General features: G+C 73.2%; 17 protein-coding genes. 8 read left to right on the forward strand and 9 right to left on the reverse strand.

All coding sequences use genetic code 11. The annotated features are described in order from the left end of the window. Nucleotides 1-51: 51 nt before the first annotated feature. Together ABGB21_RS03130 and ABGB21_RS03135 are read right to left on the reverse strand one after the other, a co-directional pair. Complete coding sequence (locus ABGB21_RS03130; RefSeq protein WP_347676260.1) at nucleotides 52-1,014, reverse strand: GNAT family N-acetyltransferase; 963 nt, start codon at nucleotides 1,012-1,014, stop codon at nucleotides 52-54. Between the two features lie 21 nt (nucleotides 1,015-1,035). After that, the gene (locus tag ABGB21_RS03135) at nucleotides 1,036-1,527 is read right to left on the reverse strand and encodes a hypothetical protein (protein ID WP_347652855.1); all 492 of its coding nucleotides are present in this window, start codon (nucleotides 1,525-1,527) and stop codon (nucleotides 1,036-1,038) included. A gap of 71 nt (nucleotides 1,528-1,598) precedes the next feature. Here ABGB21_RS03135 and ABGB21_RS03140 point away from each other — a divergent pair, with 71 nt between their 5' ends. After that, a complete protein-coding gene (locus ABGB21_RS03140; protein ID WP_347676262.1) occupies nucleotides 1,599-2,153 on the forward strand; it encodes a GNAT family protein in 555 nt (184 codons plus the stop codon). Nucleotides 2,154-2,233: 80 nt separating this feature from the next. On the opposite strand, the gene ABGB21_RS03145 is transcribed toward ABGB21_RS03140, so the two are convergent. The 3 genes from ABGB21_RS03145 to ABGB21_RS03155 all read right to left on the reverse strand — a co-directional run bounded on the left by ABGB21_RS03145 (nucleotide 2,234) and on the right by ABGB21_RS03155 (nucleotide 8,080). After that, on the reverse strand, nucleotides 2,234-5,659 hold the full coding sequence (locus ABGB21_RS03145) for a S8 family serine peptidase (RefSeq protein WP_347676264.1): 3,426 nt from the start codon (nucleotides 5,657-5,659) through the stop codon (nucleotides 2,234-2,236). Between the two features lie 639 nt (nucleotides 5,660-6,298). Then, nucleotides 6,299-6,853, reverse strand: a complete 555-nt coding sequence (locus ABGB21_RS03150) for a hypothetical protein (protein ID WP_347676266.1) — start codon at nucleotides 6,851-6,853, stop codon at nucleotides 6,299-6,301. Between the two features lie 174 nt (nucleotides 6,854-7,027). Beyond that, complete coding sequence (locus ABGB21_RS03155) at nucleotides 7,028-8,080, reverse strand: alpha/beta hydrolase (RefSeq protein WP_347652851.1); 1,053 nt, start codon at nucleotides 8,078-8,080, stop codon at nucleotides 7,028-7,030. 385 nt (nucleotides 8,081-8,465) lie between these two features. Between ABGB21_RS03155 and ssd the strand changes: the two genes are divergently transcribed. The 7 genes from ssd (at nucleotide 8,466) to ABGB21_RS03190 (ending at nucleotide 13,613) form a co-directional block, all read left to right on the forward strand. Then, nucleotides 8,466-9,533, forward strand: a complete 1,068-nt coding sequence (ssd, locus tag ABGB21_RS03160) for a septum site-determining protein Ssd (protein ID WP_347652874.1) — start codon at nucleotides 8,466-8,468, stop codon at nucleotides 9,531-9,533. Next, nucleotides 9,530-10,771, forward strand: coding sequence for a TadA family conjugal transfer-associated ATPase (locus ABGB21_RS03165; RefSeq protein ID WP_347652850.1), 1,242 nt, complete (start codon nucleotides 9,530-9,532; stop codon nucleotides 10,769-10,771). Before ssd ends, ABGB21_RS03165 begins: the two co-directional genes overlap by 4 nt. Beyond that, nucleotides 10,768-11,610, forward strand: coding sequence for a hypothetical protein (locus ABGB21_RS03170; RefSeq protein WP_347652849.1), 843 nt, complete (start codon nucleotides 10,768-10,770; stop codon nucleotides 11,608-11,610). The genes ABGB21_RS03165 and ABGB21_RS03170 overlap by 4 nt, the downstream gene beginning before the upstream one ends. Nucleotides 11,611-11,813: 203 nt before the next feature. Continuing rightward, nucleotides 11,814-12,434, forward strand: a complete 621-nt coding sequence (locus ABGB21_RS03175) for a type II secretion system F family protein (RefSeq protein WP_347652873.1) — start codon at nucleotides 11,814-11,816, stop codon at nucleotides 12,432-12,434. Nucleotides 12,435-12,463: 29 nt separating this feature from the next. Then, nucleotides 12,464-12,634: a DUF4244 domain-containing protein gene (locus ABGB21_RS03180; RefSeq protein ID WP_347652848.1), complete on the forward strand. Its 171-nt coding sequence runs from the start codon at nucleotides 12,464-12,466 to the stop codon at nucleotides 12,632-12,634. After that, nucleotides 12,631-12,999, forward strand: a complete 369-nt coding sequence (locus ABGB21_RS03185; protein ID WP_347652847.1) for a TadE family type IV pilus minor pilin — start codon at nucleotides 12,631-12,633, stop codon at nucleotides 12,997-12,999. The genes ABGB21_RS03180 and ABGB21_RS03185 overlap by 4 nt, the downstream gene beginning before the upstream one ends. Before the next feature lie 257 nt (nucleotides 13,000-13,256). Then, nucleotides 13,257-13,613 carry an Rv3654c family TadE-like protein gene (locus ABGB21_RS03190; RefSeq protein WP_347652846.1) on the forward strand — a complete coding sequence of 119 codons (357 nt, stop codon included), beginning with the start codon at nucleotides 13,257-13,259 and terminating at the stop codon, nucleotides 13,611-13,613. 32 nt (nucleotides 13,614-13,645) lie between these two features. On the opposite strand, the gene ABGB21_RS03195 is transcribed toward ABGB21_RS03190, so the two are convergent. From ABGB21_RS03195 to ABGB21_RS03210, 4 genes are all read right to left on the reverse strand, one after another. Continuing rightward, nucleotides 13,646-14,680 (reverse strand): questin oxidase family protein, encoded by a 1,035-nt coding sequence (locus ABGB21_RS03195; protein ID WP_347652845.1) that lies wholly within the window; start codon nucleotides 14,678-14,680, stop codon nucleotides 13,646-13,648. 133 nt (nucleotides 14,681-14,813) lie between these two features. Continuing rightward, nucleotides 14,814-15,416 carry a hypothetical protein gene (locus tag ABGB21_RS03200; RefSeq protein WP_347652844.1) on the reverse strand — a complete coding sequence of 201 codons (603 nt, stop codon included), beginning with the start codon at nucleotides 15,414-15,416 and terminating at the stop codon, nucleotides 14,814-14,816. Nucleotides 15,417-15,738: 322 nt separating this feature from the next. Beyond that, nucleotides 15,739-15,948 (reverse strand): hypothetical protein, encoded by a 210-nt coding sequence (locus ABGB21_RS03205; RefSeq protein ID WP_347652843.1) that lies wholly within the window; start codon nucleotides 15,946-15,948, stop codon nucleotides 15,739-15,741. Between the two features lie 93 nt (nucleotides 15,949-16,041). Beyond that, nucleotides 16,042-18,645: a DEAD/DEAH box helicase gene (locus tag ABGB21_RS03210; RefSeq protein ID WP_347652872.1), complete on the reverse strand. Its 2,604-nt coding sequence runs from the start codon at nucleotides 18,643-18,645 to the stop codon at nucleotides 16,042-16,044. Between the last annotated feature and the right edge of the window lie 12 nt (nucleotides 18,646-18,657).

Below are 18,657 nucleotides of genomic sequence, written 5' to 3' on the forward strand. Positions count from 1 at the left end.
GCCCGAAGCTGGACGGCCCCTGCTGCCGTCTGTCAGGGACACTGAACGCGATCAGTCAGCCAGGTCGTCATCGACGAGGTATCCCACGCCGTCGCAGGTCGGGCACGGTCCGTAGGCGCTTCCCGCGCCCCTGCCCATGCCGGTGGTCTTCACCATGCCTGGAAGTCGCGCAGTGCCGCGACACTCCGGGCATCGATGGTGGACGCCTGGGGGGAGCGGAAGACCTACCTGGGAGTCCGGTCGGTAACTTCCACCAGGTCGGCCGTCGGCTGTCGGCACCTCAGCCAGGCCCGGGCCGGCCCTTGGCCGTTCCGGTGCCTCTGTGGGCTTTTGCTCCGAGCCCGGCGAATGATCCGCCATCGGCCCCCTCCGCGGATTCTGCCGTGCCGTCCACCGTACGGGCGAACCGGCCGGCGGTGTGGGGCACAGGTCTGCGCGGTCACCGACCGAGAGCAATCCTGATTCAGCGCGGACGAGGTCGAGGCGCCAGTCGTTGCTGCGCATCAGGGAGCCGCTGCCCGGCGGGTACTCGAAATCGCAGGGGCCGACAAGCGTGAAGCCAAGGCGGCGGCAGAGCGCGTTGGAGGGGACGTTCTCGACGGAGGGGAACGCGTGCAGGCTGTCTGGCGTGTCGGCCTGCCGGGCAGCCTCCCGGGCGATGGTGATCAGGGCGGCACCGGCAGCAGCGGCGATGCCCCGACCCTGGAAGGGCGGCAGCACGTTCCAACCGGTCTCGAAGATCTGCCGACCCTGCCAGTCGCGCCGGTGGTAGGCGATGCTGCCGACCATCTCGTCGCCCAGCAGGACGGCGTACATGCAGCCGCGGCCGGTTGTCGGCAGGGTGAGGTAGCGGTGGTGCCGGGCGATCAGCTTCTCTTCCGGTTCGGGGCCACCGACGTGCTGACGCATCTGCGGGGTGTTGATCCGGCGCAGCAGGTCGAGCGCCGCCTCCGACCACGGTTCGAGCCGAATGTCCATGTCGGCAGCCTGCCAAACTCCGGACCCGTCGAGCATCTTGTTTCCGCCGTGGTGCGGCTACCCGGCCTGCGGGTCGGCGGTCAACCTGACGACGAAGTGCGGCTGGTCCGGGTCGGGCGCGTGGTCGGAGTCCGCGTCCGGGTCGTCCAGTTGGACGATCTCGCAGCCGTACTCTCCGTTCGGCAGGTCGAAGACGAGGTCGCACAGGTGTGGCTCGGGCAGGCGTACATGGTCGAACTGGGCGGCCATCGTCAGCGATTCGTAGTTGACCAGGTGAAGCTGCCCGGCGGTCACCCGGATGGTCCCCGCCGTCCGACGGAAGCCCGCTGGCGCGGCTGGCCCGTCGACAACCACCTCCACGGTCCAGCTCTCCTCACCGCCGGTTTCCCACAGCAGCAGGGAACGCTGTTCCGTGGCGGCGCGGAAGTGCGCGAGCAGCGCGTCGTACGTCCAGTCCTTGTCGACAAAGCCCGGGTACGCATGATGGTCGACCAGGGCGAGGAACCCGGAGTCGTCGGTCACCCCGAACCTGTGCCGCAGCTGGGTCATGCCCGTCCTCCCGATAGCGCGGGCCGCCGTGCCGGCACGCGCCCCGGCACAACGTGGGCCAGGATGGGGGAATGTACCCGATCCGCCTCCGCGGCCAGCTGGTGGGCGTGCGTGACTTCCGGCCCGGCGACGTGGACGACGCCCTGGCGATCGACGGGGACGAGCGCGTCACCCGCTGGCTCTCGTTCGACGTACGGAACCGAATCCAGACCCTCGCGATGCTGGAGGGGGCGATCCTGCGGGCCCAGGCGGAGCCGCGTACCGAGTACTACCTGGCGGTCACCGACTCCGGTGACCGGCTTGTCGGCTTCGTCCGGCTGGCGCTCGGCGGGGTCCGGGCCGCCGAACTCGGGTACGCCGTGCACGCCGACCACTGGGGACGCGGTTACGCCACGGACGCGGCCCGTACCCTGATCGATTTTGCTTTCGACACCCTTGACCTGCACCGGATCACCGCCGCGGTCGGGCCGGAGAACGCGGCCTCGATCGCCGTCGTGCGCCGGCTCGGCATGCGGTACGAGGGACGCCTGCGGGACCACGTCCACACCAACGGCGCCTGGCGGGACTCGCTGCTCTACTCCGTCCTCGCTCCGGAGTGGCCGACGGTGCGGCCGGACCCGGGCTGAGCCGACCTGAGCCGGGCGAAGAAGGTGGTGCCGGTGCGGCCCGACGGTTGTGGGTCGGGCCGCACCGGCACCGGGGACGGTCAACCGGCGTGGTACGCCCGGATGATCGTCTGCTCGATACCGCTGCCACCGTTGCCGGCGGCCTTCACCCGCAGCGACACGGCCTGGCCGGCGGTGACCTTCGGCAACTCCACCCGGTAGTCGTCACCGTCGCGGACGACCCGGGCCGCCTGCCACGTGCCGCCGTCGTCGGCCGACGTCCAGACCTGGAACGACGTCACCTGCTGCGCCGGCACGCCCTTCGTCTGCCGTACGGCGAAGCTGGCCGTGCCGCCGGTGGCCCGGTTCGCGGTGCTCAACGGCAGGACGTAGTCGACCGCCAGCAGCGGCAGCGGCACACTCTCCACCCCGGTCGGCCCGGCGGACCGGAACGTCCAGTCGGTGGTGACCCGGGTCGAGAACGGCAGAATCAGGCTCGTGTCGACGTCCAGGGTCAGCCGGTAGTCGGCGGCGGCCTGCGGCACGGTGAAATCGGCGGCCGAGGCGTTCCGCTCGTCGACCAGGTTGCCGTTCCGGTACAGCGACAGGGTGCGCTTGACCCCGACGGTTCCGGCCTGGAGGCAGTCGGCCCGCTGGTGCCGGTCGGTGAGCATGACCAGGTCCACGTGCAGGTTGCCCCGGGTCCGGGACGGTGCGGTGGCGCAGGGGACGCCGACGTTGTCGACGATGCTGTCGACCCAGTCGGAGTGCAGCGGCTGCCGGGCCCAGACCTCGGTCTGCCGGCTGCCGGGCTGGTAGCCACGCGCCTGCTCCTGGGCGACGAGGCCGCCGTAGATCCCCTCGTGCACGTACAGGTAGCCGGGCGAGACGTAGTCGGTCCGGGTCGCCGGCAGGTCGTACGTCCGACCGAGGCCGAGGAACGTCCCGTCCTCCGCGAACGCCGTACGACGCAGCGAGGTCACCATCTCCGGCGAGTCCATCTGGTGGAACCGCTCGTCGATCCGGGCCAGCCGGCTCCGCTCCTTCGCGGTCATCCGGTACGCCGGGTCGGCCGGCACCCCGTGGGTGTACTCGTGGACCACGTCGTAGCGGTACGGGGCGGCGGCGCCGGCCGGCGAGTCCAGCCCGAAGCTCCCGTACGCCCGCATCGAACCGATGCCCGGCTCCGGCAACGCCGAGACGGAGATCTTCGCCGACTCACCGAAGCTGGAGATCTGTTGCCACCAGCTGAGGCCGTTGCGGCTGGTCTGGAGGTAGGTGAAGAAGGTGTCGACCTGCTTCGTGGCGACCCCGTCGATCGTCGCGGTCACCGGCTTCGCCTTCGCCGGGTCGAGGGTGATGGTCCGGGCGCCGGTGACGGCGACGTCGGTTTCGCCGACGATCACCCCCTCCTGCCGGTCCGCCGCGACGTCGTACGTGGTGAACGCGCCGGTGACCGCGTACCGGCCGGCCGGAACCCGCAGGGTGGTGGTTTCGGGGCCGGCGGTGAAGATCCCGCCCGCGTACAGCATCGGGTCGTCGAGGTTGGTGATCGATGTGCCGATCCAGGTGTCCACACCCTCGGTCACGCCCGGCACCGGTTTCGTCCGTACCGTCAGGTCGTAGCTGCGCGGTTCCACGTAGAAGCTGACCGGTGTGGTCGAGACCAGCCGGTGCCCGGGACCCCGGGCGGTGACGGTGGCCATGTAGTAGCCGGGCTTGGCGGCCAGCGCCGCCCGGTCCAGCCGCAGCGTCGTACCGGCGGCGACACCTCGCTTGAGGGTGATCCGGTCGGTGCCGAGCTTCGCCGTGCCACGCGGGGCGGGGCTGCCGTCGTACTTGGCGACTGTGACGTCGAGGTCCAGTTTGACCGTTCCGGGAGTGTTCTCGCCGGTCCAGCTCAGCCTCGTCTCGCTGGCGCCGGACTGCGGGTAGCGGAACGTGCCGAGGTTGACCACCGGCTGGTCGCTGACCGGGCCGGAAAGGGCCCGGGCCGCGTTGAGCCGGCCGGCGCCGACCGCGTACGGGTCGATGCCGGGCAGCGGGTCGGCGGCGCCGACGAGGGCGGCTTTGAGCTGTTCCGGGGTCCAGTCCGGGTGCCGCTGGACGAGCAGGGCGGCGGCGCCCGCCACGTGCGGGGCGGCCATCGAGGTGCCGGTGGAACCCTCGTAGTACTCGTCGATCGGGTCCTGCAGGTCGGTGCCGGCGGCCCGGGCGGCGACGATGTCCACGCCCGGCGCGACCAGTTCCGGCTTGGCCACGTTGCTGGTGACCAGCGGTCCCCGGCTGGAGAAGTAGGCCAGCTTGTCGTCGTGGTCGACCGCGCCGACGGTCAGCGCGGTGGTGGCGGAGCCGGGCGACGAGATCGGGCCGCCGCTGTTGCCGGCGGAGACGACGAACAGGGTGCCGTACTGCCGGGTCAGGTTGTCGAGGGCGAGCGAGAGCGGGTCGGTGCCGTCGTCCGGTTCCTCGCCGCCGAGGCTCATGTTGATCACGTCGGCCCGTTGGGCTGCCCACTCCATGCCGGCGATGATCTGCGAGTCGCTGCCGAAGCCGGCGTCGTCGAGAACCTTGCCGATCACCAGCTGGGCGTCCGGCGCGACACCGCGACGCTGGCCGTGCGCGGCGGCGCCGCTTCCGGCGATCGTGGAGGCCGTGTGCGTACCGTGTCCGTTGTGGTCGACGGCGTCGCCGCCCTCGACGGTGAAGTCGGCGTGGTCGACGACCCGGCCGACCAGGTCCGGGTGGGTGAAGTCGGCACCGCTGTCGAGGACCGCGACCCGGGTGCCCTTGCCGGTCCAGCCGGCGTTCCAGGCCTGCGGCGCGTCGATCTGCTCGAGGTTGCGGTCCAGGTCGCGGTCGCCGCCGCCGTGGCCGGTGCCGGGCCGGTCCTCGGCGAGTACGGTGCCCTGGCGGGCACCTTCGGCCCGGACGGTGCCGCTGGTCAGGCCGGTGGCCCGGACCCGGCGGTCGAGCCAGACCTTCGCGGCCCCGGCGAGCAGCGAGTTCGTCGCCTGCTTCGCGGTGGCCGGGCTCTTCTTGGGTACGTGGCCGGCCACCGAACCGATGCTCGGGAGCTGTCGTACGTCGCCCAGCGCGGTTACCCGGGCTGCGGTGGTGGCCGGCTGCACGATCACCGGCAGTTCGGTGGTGCTGGCGTCGTCGTAGCCGTCCGCGATCAGCGCGGTGACGTCGAAGAGGTCCGGGTCGAGGACCGAGCCGACCTGGGCCGCGATCTGGGCCGGTACGACGTGCAGGTGCCCGTCCGGGCCACAGTTCTGCCGGATCACGGTACCGGTGTCGACCGGCTGCACCGTGGCCTGCGGACAGCCCGACCCGGTGGTCCGTACGGTCACCACATCCCCGGTCAGCAGGGTGACGGTGTACGTCCGCCCACTGTCCGGGGCCGCCGAGCCGCTCCCGTTCGGGGCGGTTCCGGGCTCGGCCATCGCCGGGCCGCCCGGTACGGCGGTCAGCGTCGTGGCCGTGACGGCGACGGCCAGCAGCCATCGCGTTCTTCTGAGCATTGTGCTCCCTACCTCAGCTGGATGTCGCGCGCATGTGCGACACGAGGCGAGATCATATGTGTCCTGAGCTGGACATATGTTTCGCCGTACAGCTGTTGGCAAGGTGTGGGAACGGTGTTGTTCGTTGAGTGGCGGCTCAGACGACGGTCAGTGCCGGAAAGTGTCGAAAGGAACTCGGACCGATTTCCGGCCGGTTACCGCCGCCGAGGGGTGGGCTGTTCAGCCGACTGACCCGACGGACATCCCGGCCTGCGGTACGGTGCCGGGCGGTGGCCCGGCAGCCTCCGACCTCGGGGGTACGACGGACGGGAGCAGTGACACGGTGAACGGTGGCCCGGTGAACGGTGGCACGGTGGGCAACGACTCGGCGGGCAGCGAATCGGTGACCGGTGGCCCGGTGAACGGTGGCACCGTGTGTGACTGCGAGGTGTGTGGGGACGCGCCGGCCAGCTGCACGGTCATTACCGACGACGGCGAACTGGAGCTCTGCGCGGGCTGTGCGGAGGTGGTCGGGGACAGTGAGGGATGGCGCCCCTCCGCGCTGTCGGACGTTCCGGAGCCGTCGGATGATTCGCGCCCGTCGGACGAGTCGGACCCGTCCGCGTCCACGGCCCTGACGACGGGGTGACCCCCGGAGGGTCAGGAGCCGTGATCGGGCTTGTCGGCGCCGGGAACTGTCACACCTGACGGTGGCGCGAACTCCGTCGTACCCGAGAGCGGTGTGAACCCCGTCGTACCCGTCCGCTGCGCGGGAACCGGCGCGGCGGCATGCTCATTCCCGACCGGGCCGCTGACCGGTCGGTCGGTGACCAGCGCGCCGACCGGCTGCCCCGCGACCAGGGCGTCGAAGCCGTCGTTCGGGGTGGTGCGGGGACCCCGGCAGGAGAGCACCGCCCCGATCAGCAGGGTGAGTGCGGCGAGGTAGATCAGGGTGGCCACCCCGTTGACCACCATCGTGATGACCGAGAGGTTGAACAGGTCGAACGACTGACGACCGATGAGCGTGGGCCACAGCAGCACCCAGCCGATGTGGATCAGGGGTGTGGCGAGCATCAGTCCGCAACCGACGACCGCGAGGACAACCGCCTGGCGGGGCAGCCGTCGCCGCCACACCAGCAGCCAGACCGGCCCGGCGATCAGGATGACAACCTCCGGTACCGCCAGGAGCAGTGGCGTGGCAGTGGAAAATTCCATCGTTCCCCCGGGCTCGTCGGTTGATCGACACACCATAGTGGTCCGCCGCCGACGTGGCGCTCAGGTTTCTGCCTGCCGGCGCCCCCGGCCCGTCGCGGACCACCCGGCGTCGACCTGCGGCGCCTCGGGCCGTATCGGCGGAGCGCGCCGTGCCCGTGGGAACGGAACGTGCGGTCAGGCGCGGTGCAGGGCCCGGGCCAGCGCCAGCGCGGCGTGGGCGGTGGCCGACCGCGCCGCCTGGGTGTCGGCCAGCGAGTCGAGCATCGCCATGTCGTGGATGATCCCCTGGTAGCGCACCTGGGTGACCGGCACGCCCGCCTGGCGCAGCTTCGACGCGTACGCCTCACCCTCGTCGCGTAGCACGTCCGCCTCGTTCGTGGTGATCAACGTCGGGGGCATGCCCCGGAGCTGCTCGGGGCTGGCATTCAACGGACTGGCCAGCGGATTCGCCCGCTCGACCTGGTTCGGCAGGTACTGGTCCCAGAACCACATCATCGACTCGCGGTCCAGGTGGTAGCCGCTGCCGAACTCGCGGTACGACGGGGTGTCGAAGTTGGCGTCGGTCACCGGATAGAGCAACACCTGCTGCAGGAAACGCGGGCCGTTGCGCTGCTTGGCCAGGATCGTCAGCGCCGTCGCCAGGTTGCCACCCGCCGAGTCACCCGCGATCGCGATCCGGGCCGGGTCGAGCCCGTACTCGGCGCCCTGCGCGGCGATCCACTGTGCCACCGCGTAACACTCCTCGAGCGCGATCGGATAGCGGGCCTCGGGCGCCCGGCTGTACTCGGGGAAGACGACGGCGGAGTCCGACTGCACGGCGAGTTCCCGGATCAGCCGGTCGTGGGTGAGGGAGTCGCCGAAGACCCAGCCCGCGCCGTGCAGGTAGAGCACCACCGGAATCATCCCGCCGGTCCCCTTCGGCTGGATGATCTCCTGGGCGGCGGCCCGGATCCGGCCGCGGAGCGTACCGCCGATTCCGCCACTGGAGGTCCCGGCAGCGCCCTTCGGACGGACGATCCGGACCGGAACCTGGCCGGACGGCCCGCCGGGGACGGTGATGTCCTCGATGTCGACCTCGGGACGCGGGATGTTGGTGGACTGCAGTTTGGCCAGGTTGGCCCGGCCCTTCTCCGGGCCGAGCTGGTACGGGAACGGCGGATTCGCGGTCATCCGGGCCAGTTCCTGCGCTGCAGGTTCCAGTACCACCGTGCTGACGGACTGGGCCATGACGGCTCCTCCTCCCACAGCGTCCGCTGCGGTAGCGACTCGAGCGATCCGTTGCCCCGCTCGGGTACCCGGCCCCGGTCCCGATATGACGTGCCCACCTGCCGGTCCGCCCCGAGCTTCGGCCGTGCGGAATCTCCGTCCGGCGGTTCGTGCGGCCGTTGTCACCGATGCCTGAATGATGATGGAATGACCGGCTTTCCATAGCAGATCGGCACGCTGTCCGGAGGTTTTCCACAGCCGGGCCGGTTATCCACAGCGCCGGAAATCAGGCATCCGGCGGGCCCGGCCCGGCGGCCAGGGTTGCGGGGGTAACCGGAATCCACCGCAGGAGGACCTGATGTCACCCCGTACGCCGGTCCCGGCCGGGCCACGGCTTCCCCTGGTCATGACCTCGGACAGCACCCTGCTCGATGACCTGCTCCGGCTCGCCGCCGCCGGCGGTACCGAGGTGGAGGTGGTCCCCGACCCGGCGGCGGCCCGGGCCCGCTGGGCGGCCGCGCCGCTGGTGCTGGTCGGCGGCGACCAGGCGCAGGCGTGCCTGCGGGCCAGGTTGCCGCGCCGGCCCCGGGTTGTCGTGGTCGGCCGGACCGAACAGACGGACGTCGGCTGGGAGGTCGCGGAACTGATCGGGGCCGAACACGTCGCCCTGCTGCCGGCGGCCGAGCCGTGGTTGGTCGACCGGTTCGGTGAGGGTCTGGTGGTCGGCCGTGGCGGGGTCGGCGGCCCGGCCAGGATCGTCGCGGTGATCGGTGGCCGGGGCGGCGCCGGCGCCAGTGTGCTGGCGGGTGGGCTCGCGGTCACCGCCGCCCGGCTCGGGCTGCGTACCCTGCTCGTCGACGCCGACCCGCTCGGCGGTGGCCTCGACCTGGTGCTCGGCTGGGAGCAGGTGGAGGGGCTGCGCTGGCCGGCGCTGACCGAAGCGGACGGCCGGGTCGACGCACCGGCACTGGTCCGGGCCCTGCCCGGCCGGGGTGACCTGGTGATGCTCTCCTGGGACCGGGGGGATCCGCTCGCCCTGCCGACCGAGGCGATGGCGGCCACCATGGACGCCGGGCGGCGTGGCCGGGACGTGGTCGTGGTCGATCTGCCCCGGCAACTCGACGATCCGGCCGTCATCGCGCTGCAGTCCGCCGACCAGGCGTTCATCCTGGTGCCGGCCGAGTTGCGGGCCACCGCCGCGGCCGCCCGGGTGGCCGCGGTCGCCGGACTGCACTGCCCCAACCTCTCGGTCATCGTCCGGGGCCCGGCGCCCGGCCGACTCAAGCCCCGGGAGGTCGCCCGGGCGCTCGACCTGCCGCTGGTCGGCACCTTGCGCCCGGAGCCGGGGCTGTGCCGCAACCTGGAACGCGGCGAGGCGCCGACCGGCGACGGCCGAGGCCCCCTGGCCTCACTCTGCACCCGGATCATCACCGACCTCACCGGTGCGGTCGGGGCCCGGGCGGGCAGCCGATGACCATCCGCGCCGATCCGGGCAACGAACTCGCGGCCAGGGTCCGCCGCCGCTTTGCCGCCGACGGTACGAACGTCACCCCCGCCGCCGTCGTCGCGGCGGTCCGGGCCGAGCCGAGTGCCGCCGTGCTCGGTGACACCACCGTGCTGCGGATGGCCACCCGGGTGCACCACGACCTGGCCGGCGCCGGTCCGTTGACCCCACTGCTGGCCGACCCCGAGGTCACCGACGTACTGGTGAACGGTGCGCAGGTCTGGGTGGACCGGGGCGCCGGACTGTGCCCGGCACGGGTCCCGCTCGGCGGCCCGGACGACGTACGCCGGTTGGCACAGCGACTCGCCGCGGCCTGTGGCCGCCGATTGGACGAGGCCAGCCCGTACGTCGACGCCCGGCTGCCGGACGGCACCCGGCTGCACGCCGTGTTACCCCCGGTCGCCACCACCGGGCCCTACCTGTCCCTGCGCACCTTTCGACAGCGGCCGTTCACCCTCGACGAACTCGTCCGGCACGGCACGCTGCACCGCCCGGCCGCCGAACTGCTCGCCGCGGTGGTCGCCGCCCGGCTGGCCTATCTGGTGATCGGCGGCACCGGCTCCGGTAAGACCACCCTGTTGAACACCCTGCTCGGGCTGGTGCCGCCGACCGAACGGATCGTGCTGGTCGAGGACGCGGCCGAGTTGCGACCGGTGCACCCGCACGTGGTCGGCCTGCAGGCCCGGACGGCCAACGTGGAGGGCGCGGGTGCGGTCGGCCTTGGTGACCTGGTCCGGCAGGCGTTACGGATGCGTCCCGACCGGCTGGTGATCGGCGAGTGCCGGGGCGCGGAGATCGTCGACCTGCTCTGCGCCCTGAACACCGGACACGAGGGTGGGGCCGGCACCCTGCACGCGAACACCCCGGCGGACGTACCGGCGCGACTGGAGGCGCTGGGCCTGCTCGGTGGACTGCCCCGGGCGGCCCTGCACGCCCAGGTCACCGCCGCGCTGCAGGTGCTGCTCCAGGTCCGCAGGGGTGGCGCCGGCCGGGTGTTGGAGGCGATCTGCCTGCTGCTGCCGGCCGGGCCCGACCGGCTCGTCACCGTCGTACCGGCGTGGAGCCGGGAGCGTGGACCCGGGCCGGCGGCGCCGGCGCTGGCCACCCTGATCGCCGAGCGGGGCGTAACGGTCCCGCCGCTGCTCGCCGGCACCCGTGACCCGGGGCCGACCACGGGACGCCCCGGCATCACCCGGGGGGCGCCGTGACCGACCGATGGCTCGCCGCCGCCTGCGTGGCCGGCGTCGCGTTCCTGGTCGTCTGGTCGGGCGGCCGGGTCAGATCCCGCTATCGGACCCTCGTCGCCGCCGGTGACCGGCCCGCCGCGACATCTGCCGACGCTGCCGTCGTCAGCGTCACCGGTGGCGCCACCGGCCGCGGCAGCAGTGCCGGTGCGGGCGACGGCCGCTGGCGGCGGGCGCTCGACCGGTGGCTCGGCGCGGTCGCGGCCTGGCGGCTCGTCCTGCTCGGGGCGATCCTCGGCGGGTCGGCCGGAGCGCTCGTCGCCGGCCCGGTCGCCGCCGTGCTGCTCGGCGCCTACACCGGGCTCGCGGTACGTGGCCTGCTCCGACGGCGGTCCACCCGCCACACCCGCTGGGTACGCCGACAGCAGCTCGACGGGTTGTGCGCGCTCGCCGCCGACCTCCGGGCCGGGCTGTCTCCGGTGATGCTGCCGGCGCCAGGGGCGGACGCGGACCAGCCGGCGACCCGGTTGACCGAGCTGACCCGGGCCGCTGTGCGACTGGCGGAGCAGACCGGTGCACCCCTGGCCGACCTGGTCGAACGGATCGAGGCCGACGCGCGGGCGACGGACCGGGGCCTGGCGGCGGCCGACGCACAGGCGGCCGGAGCGCGGGCGACGGGCTGGCTGCTCGCCGTGCTGCCGCTGGGCGGGATCGCCCTGGGGTACGGCATCGGCGTCGACCCGGTACGGATCCTGCTGCACACCCCGGTCGGGGCCGGGTGTGCGGTGGCCGCCGTCGCGTTGCAACTCGGCGGTCTGGTCTGGGCGGACCGGCTCGGCGGATCGGGCCGGGCGACAGCATGACCACCGAGGCTCACGGACTGCTGGCCCTGGTCGGCGTCCTCCTGCTCACCACGGTGGCGGTGACGCCGTCCCACCGGCGGGCACGGCGCCGCCTCGCGGCACTCGGTCAGCCAGAGCCGGCCGCCGGTTCGGTGTCGGCTGTCAGCTCGGCGGCGCGCACCGGGTCGCTGCCGGCTCTCAATCCGGTGTCGCGCACCGGCGCGATGTCGACCGGCCGCAGGCGCCCGCGCCTGACGGATCCGGTCCGGCTCGTCAGCGGGCTCGCCGGGCTGACGGCCGGGGTGCTGTTCGGCGGGTGGCCCGGTGTACCGGTCGGCGTGGTGACGGCCGTCCTGCTCGACCGGTCACTGCGTCGGCTCGAACCGGCAGCCGCCCGGCGACGCCGGATGCGTGAAGCCGCCGACCTTCCCCTCGCCGCCGACCTGCTGGCCGCGGCGCTACGGGCCGGTGCACCGGTCGACCATGCGGTCTCGGCGGTCGCGCAGGCCCTCGACGGTCCCCTGGGCGGGCGGCTCGCCCAGGTCGGTCGGACCCTGCGGCTTGGCGGTGATGCCGGAGAAGCCTGGTCGGGGCTGGTCGCCGTACCCGGCGGGGAGCGGCTGGCCCGGGCAGCGGTCCGTGCCACGGCCAGCGGCGCCGCGTTGGCCGGAGCACTGACCCGGCTCGCCGACGACCTCCGGGCGGACCGGGCCACCGCCGCCGAGGCGGCGGCACGGCGGGCCGGCGTACTGATCGTGCTGCCACTCGGCCTCTGCTTCCTGCCCGCCTTCATTCTCGCCGGCCTGGTGCCGGTGATCGTCGCCGTGCTCGGCGACGTGCTGTGACCATCGTGGATAGAAAGGAAACCTGTCGCATGCTACGCAAACTGATCACCCGGCTGCGGGGCGACGCCGGGATGAACACCGCCGAGTACGCCGTGGGAACGCTGGCGGCGGTCGCCTTCGCCGGGCTGCTGCTGAAGGTCCTGACCTCGGGCAACGTCCAGGCGGCGTTGGCCGCCGTGATCGACCGGGCGTTGAAGTGACCGGGCGCCGGCTGGACGGCCGCGACCGGGGCTCGTTCACCGCCGAGCTGGCGGCCGGCCTGCCGGCGCTGCTGTTGCTACTGCTTGCCGGCCTTACCGCAGTCAACGCGGTGCTGACCAAGGGCCAGTGTGTGGACGCGGCCCGGGAGGCGGCGCTGGCCGCCTCCCGGGGCGCACCCGGCACGCCCGCCGGGCTTGCCGCCGCACCACCCGGTGCCGTCGTATCGATCACCGTCCAGGGCGACCGGGTGGTGGCGACCGTACGGGCGCCGGTTCGCGCTCTCGGCGCCCGACTGCCCCGGTTGACGGTGAGCGCATCCGCGGTGGCGGCAGTGGAGCCCGGCGCACCGGAGCCGGTGTCATGACCGGTGTCGGCGCCACCCCCGGGCACGGCTCGACCCGCCCGCCGAACCGGAACCGGGCGGCATCTCCCGGCCACCTGCGACGACCACCCCGGGCACCCGTTCGCGGGCTCGGCCCGTCCGGTGGACGCCATACCGGCCGGGGCCTCGACTGGAGTCGACGTACGAGGGCGGCGTGGAACCGACGCCGGACGGCCACCTGGAGTCGACGCCCGGCGGGTGGCTGGGAACGGCCTCCGGGGACGGGACGGAGCCGACGCGTGAAGGGGGAGCGGGGCAGCGCCAGCCTGTGGTTGCTGGTGGCCGGGTTGGTGCTGGTACTGGTCAGCATCGGCGCGTCGGGGGTCGGCGCCGCCCGGGTGGCCCGGCACCAGGCCCGGGTCGCCGCCGATCTGGGTGCGCTCGCCGGGGCCGCCCATGTCCTGGACGGGCAACCGGCGGCCTGCGCCCGGGCTGCCGCGATCGCCGCAGCGAACAGCGCCCGGATCACCACGTGTGGGCTCGACGGGTTCGACCTGCACCTCCAGGTCGAGGTGCCGGTCGAACCGCTGCCCGGACTGCGTCGGGTCGCCACCGCCTCCGCCCGCGCCGGCCCGGTACGCGGCTCGGCGCCGTAGCCCCGGCGGTCCGGTTCCGGCACCTCCGACACTCAGCCGTCGCCCAGCCGGTCCACCGCGTACAGGGCGGCGACGAGCAGAGTGTCCTCGGCACGGCGGGCGTACGCGTCGATCGCCGTGTCGGCGAACTTGATCGCGTGCGGGTCACCGGTACGTACCGCGCGCTCCACCAACTGAGCGAGATCGGGAAGCGGCCGGGGCGGGTCGGTAGGGCGCGCCTCGGCCGGCCCGTAGGCGGCGGTGACCGCGGCGGTCGCCGCCCAGGCGGCCTGCAGGCTCGGCTGCCACAGGGCTGTCGGCAGGGCGGGCAGCACCCGCAGGACGGCATTGGGGGCGGTGGCGGCGTGCACCAACATGACCGGGTTGCCGTAGCCGTGGGTGGCGTACCGGGCGACGGCGGCGCCGACGATCGCGGCGAGACGGGCCGACACCGTCTCCGCCTCGCCATCCGGTACGGCGCCGGCGGCCGACGGCCAGCCGTCCAGGTCGGCGAGTTGGGCGAGCCGGGCACGGATGCCGAACCGCTGGTCCGGCACCCGGGGCACCGCGTCCAGCGCCGACCGGGGATCAACGCCCCGGTAAGGTCCCACCCCGGGCGGGGCCAAAGGTTGCCACCGGGCGGCCCAGTAGGCGAGCCCGGCGCCGAGTTCGGCGACCCGGGCCGGGCTCTCCGCGTCGAGCAGGGCGCGGACGGCGTGCCCCACCCGGATCACCCCGTGGGTGGCACCGGCGGCGATCCCGGGCAGCAACCGCGGCCACCATCGGGTCAACACCTCCCGCCACGGATCTCCGGCCAGCTCCCGTACGAAGTAGTCCAGCCAGTCACCGGTACGGGTCGGGTCGCCGAGCGGGTCACGCCACTCGTCCCGGGCGATCGCCGCGATGCCTCGTGGTCGGATCTCCAACCGGTCCGCGTAGGACTCCAGCCAGCCGGGTACGGCGTCGGCGTGTCCGTGCCGGACCAGCACCTCCACCGCCATCGGAGCGTGGTTGGACAACCAGCCGTCCCGTTCCGGGCCACTGTCCCGGAGCCGATCGTAGGTCTCGTCGAGGATCGAATCTGCCATGCTCACGAGGGAACGACGTGAAGTTCGCTTCAAGTCAAGCCATGTGTTGCAGCCCACCAACGGATCTGCCGACCGGAACCCGCCGGGTAAACCGGCGGTCACCCGCTGGCGCCGGAGGCCCGGGTGGCTCTGGCTACCGGCCCGCCCCGAGGTTCCACCACTGGGGCAGATCCGCCCCGCACAGCGCGCAGTTGAAGTCACCGTCGCGTACCACGTTCCGCTCCAGGCAGCCCGGACAACGCCGGAAGAGCAGCGCGGCGGTGAAGTTGTCCGGGTGAGCCAGCCCGGCCCGGTCCAGCGCCTCGGCCACCGCCGGCCATGAATCGGGGTCCGGGCAGTAGCCGGTCGACTGGTTGCTGATCTCGCTGACCACCCAGTCCCGGCCGGCCGATTCCCCGCCACCCGCTTCCTGGCCGGCCCCGTTCCGGGCGCCCGCCTTCCACGTACCCGCCCGGGAAAAGGTGATCTCGCCGGCCGCCAGTACGTCCCGTCCGCCCGCACAGGCGACATGCTCGCTGTGCCGTGGTGCCAGTCGGAGCACACCGGCCAGGTCGACGACAAAGGTGAACGGCTCGGTCAGCTCGGCCGGTTGTACCGTGGCCAACCAGGTTGCCAGGGCGTGGGGAGTGCGGATCGCCCGGCCGCCCCGGTGCGGTGTGGCTGCCCCACCGGTGACAACAGCCGCCAAGATCTCGGGCGGCCCGAGGTAGCGGTACCGTCGGCCGCTGTCCGCCATGGCCCGACCGTAGCCCGGTAGCGTCCCGTCCCGCGACCGGAAATCGCCGGCCCGGTGGTGCCGCGACGGGGGCGCCAGGTGGTGCGCCGCCGGTCGCCGGCCCGGTGGTGCCGCGACGGGCCGTCGTCACCAACAGTTTTTCGGTTTCCGGCTGAACATCCTGACGTGCCGGGCCGGTCATACCGCCGGCCCGGCACAGCAGCCCGCCGTCGCGCCCGTGGCTCCCGCCGTCGGTCCGGTACGGCCCCGTACGGCCTGGGTGGCGGCGGGGCCCCGGCGCAACCCTCTGTCGCCGACGTGTCCGGGGTGCCGGCGCACCGGCTCAGCACTTGCCGCCCTCGGTCGCCCGTCTGACCGCCCAGGTGTTCAGCACCTGGTGGATGCTGTGCAGCATCTGGTGGATCTGGTCCAGGCGTTCGGCCTGGGCCAGTGCCGCGTACGCCTGAGAGAGTGCGATCTGCTGATCGACCGTGAGGCGGGACTGGTCGATTGTGTACAGGATCTCGACGGTCTCGGCGATGGTGTCGGCCACGACGTCCTCCTCAGGCGGATCCGTGGAAGCGCTCCCAGCGTAACGTAACCGAATCCTCGGAGATTCATGCGTGCGAATACCGACTATCCGCGATCAGTGACCTGACGGGTCGCCGGACGACGTCGAACCGGCGTCGGCCACCGGCCTGTCGGGCGGTGTCCCGGCAGTCGCGGCCAGGTGCGCCAACACCACGTCGAGCACCCGTACGGCGTCCGGTTTGGAGAGCGGATTGTTGCCGTTGCCGCACTTCGGGGACTGTACGCAGGACGGACAGCCGCTCTCGCAGCCGCACTCGGCGATGGCGGCCCGGGTCGCGCCCAACCACTGCGACGCCACCCCGTACGCCCGTTCGGCGAAGCCCGCCCCACCCGGGTGACCGTCGTAGACGAAGACCGTCGGCGCCTCGGTGTCCGGGTGGTTCGCGGTCGACAGGCCGCCGATGTCCCACCGGTCGCAGGTGGCGATCAGCGGCAGCAGCCCGATCGCGGCGTGTTCGGCGGCGTGCAGCCCACCCGGCACGTCGGGACCGTCCACCCCCGCCCCGGCCAGCGCCTCCGGCGAGACGGTGAACCAGACCGCGACGGTACGCAACTCCCGGGTCGGCAGGTCCAGCGGCCGGGTGTCCAGCACCTCTCCGGAGGCGATCCGGCGACGCTGGTACGACACCACCTGACTGGTCACGTCGACCTCGCCGAGGAACATCCCGACCGGCCCCGCGTCGACGTAGGAGCGGACCGAGACGACCGAGACCGAGGTGACGTCCCGGGGGTGGGTGGACCAGTCCGGCTCCTCGGCGTGCACCAGCGCGCAGCCGTTCGCCAGGTCCAGCTCGTCCACCACGTACGACACCCCCTGGTGCAGGTAGACCGCACCGGGGTGGACCAGGAAGTGCGACGACCCCGGGTCGACCGTGCCGAGCAGCCGACCGGTCGACGTCTCCACCACGTCGACCGGGTTGCCGCCGGTGCCCCGCAGGTCCACCTCGGGGCGGCCGGTGTGTCGCCAGTACCACCCGGTCGGGCGCTGCCGCAGCGCCCCGGCCGCCACCAGCGTCTCCACCGCCTCCTTCGCCCCCGGACCGAACAGGGCCAGGTCCGCCGGGGTCAGCGGGGACTCGGCCGCCGCGCAGCACAGTTGCGGCCCCAACACGTACGGGTTGGCCGGGTCGAGCACCGTCGCCTCGACGGGTCGGCCGAACAGCGCCTCGGGATGGTGCACCAGATAGGTGTCCAGCGGGTCGTCCCGGGCCACCAGGACGGCCAGCGCCTCCCGCCCGGACCGGCCGGCCCGGCCGGCCTGCTGCCACAGTGAGGCCCGGGTGCCGGGGTAGCCGCAGATCAGCACGGCGTCCAGGCCGACCAGGTCGACGCCGAGTTCCAGCGCGTTGGTGGAGGCGAGTCCGAGCAGGTCCCCGGTGAGCAGCGCCCGTTCCAGGGACCGCCGCTCCTCCCGCAGGTAGCCCGCCCGGTAGGCGGCGACCCGGGCGCCGAGACCCGGCACCGCCTCGTCCAGGGCCCGCCGGGCGGTGGTGGCGATCACCTCCGCGCCGCGCCGGGAGCGGACGAAGGCCAGGGTCCGTACCCCGGCCGCGACCGCGTCACTGAGCAGGTCGGCGGTCTCCCGCAGCGCCGAGCGGCGGACCGGCGCGGCGTCCCCGCCCCGGATGTTCCGGTCCACCGGGTCCTCCCGCCCCGACCCGCCGGCCGCATCCGCCGACCGGTCGCCGGTCGGGTCCTCCGGCTCGGCGGCGGGGTCGCCGGTCACGTTCTCCGGTTCACCGGTGGCGTCGACCGGGCTGGCGGGTCTGGCCGGCCCGGCCGGGGCCGGCATCAGTGGTGGTTCCCAGAGCGCGAAGGTCAGACCGCCGCGCGGCGAGGTGTCCTCGGTGACGGCGGTGACGGGCAGGCCGGTCAGGCGTTCGGCGACCGTCGCCGGATCCCCGGAGGTCGCCGAGGCGAGGACGAACACCGGACCGGAGCCGCCCGGCTTCCGGTCCGGCCGGGCGACACGCTGTCCGGGCAGGTGGCGCGGGCCGGCCTCCGGCGGCGGCGAACCGGGTCGGGGCGTACCGGGATAGCGGGCCACCTGGCGCCGCAGCCGGCGCAGCACGTGCGCCACGTGGGAGCCGAAGACGCCCCGGTAGGTGTGGCACTCGTCCACCACCACGAACGACAGCCGGCGCAGGAACGGACCCCACCGGGCGTGTGCCGGCAGGATGCCATGGTGCAGCATGTCCGGATTCGTCAGGACGAACCTGGAGTGCTGGCGAATCCAGTCGCGTTCGGCGCGCGGGGTGTCGCCGTCGTAGCAGGCCGGTCGTATCCCGTCGAGGTCGAGACTGGCGACGGCGCGCAACTGGTCGGCGGCGAGCGCCTTGGTCGGTGCCAGGTAGAGCACCGTCGCCCGGGGATCCGTGAGCAGGGTGGCGAGCGCGGGCAGTTGGTAGGCGAGGGACTTGCCGGAGGCGGTGCCGGTGGCGAGCACCACGTGTCGGCCCTGGTACGCGAGCTCGGCCGCCTCGGCCTGGTGTCGCCAGGGCGCGCCGACCCCCTGCCGGGCGAACGCGTCCCGGAGCGGCTCCGGCACCCAGCCCGGCCAGGCGACCGCCTCACCGGCGCGGGCCGGCACCCGCTCGACATGGGTGACCGGATCGCCGTCGGGACCACCCGGGATCCGGGAGCGTAGCCGCCGTAACAGGTGGCCGGGGTC

It is taken from the genome of Plantactinospora sp. B24E8 (assembly GCF_039871735.1).
GTDB lineage: Bacteria > Actinomycetota > Actinomycetes > Mycobacteriales > Micromonosporaceae > Plantactinospora.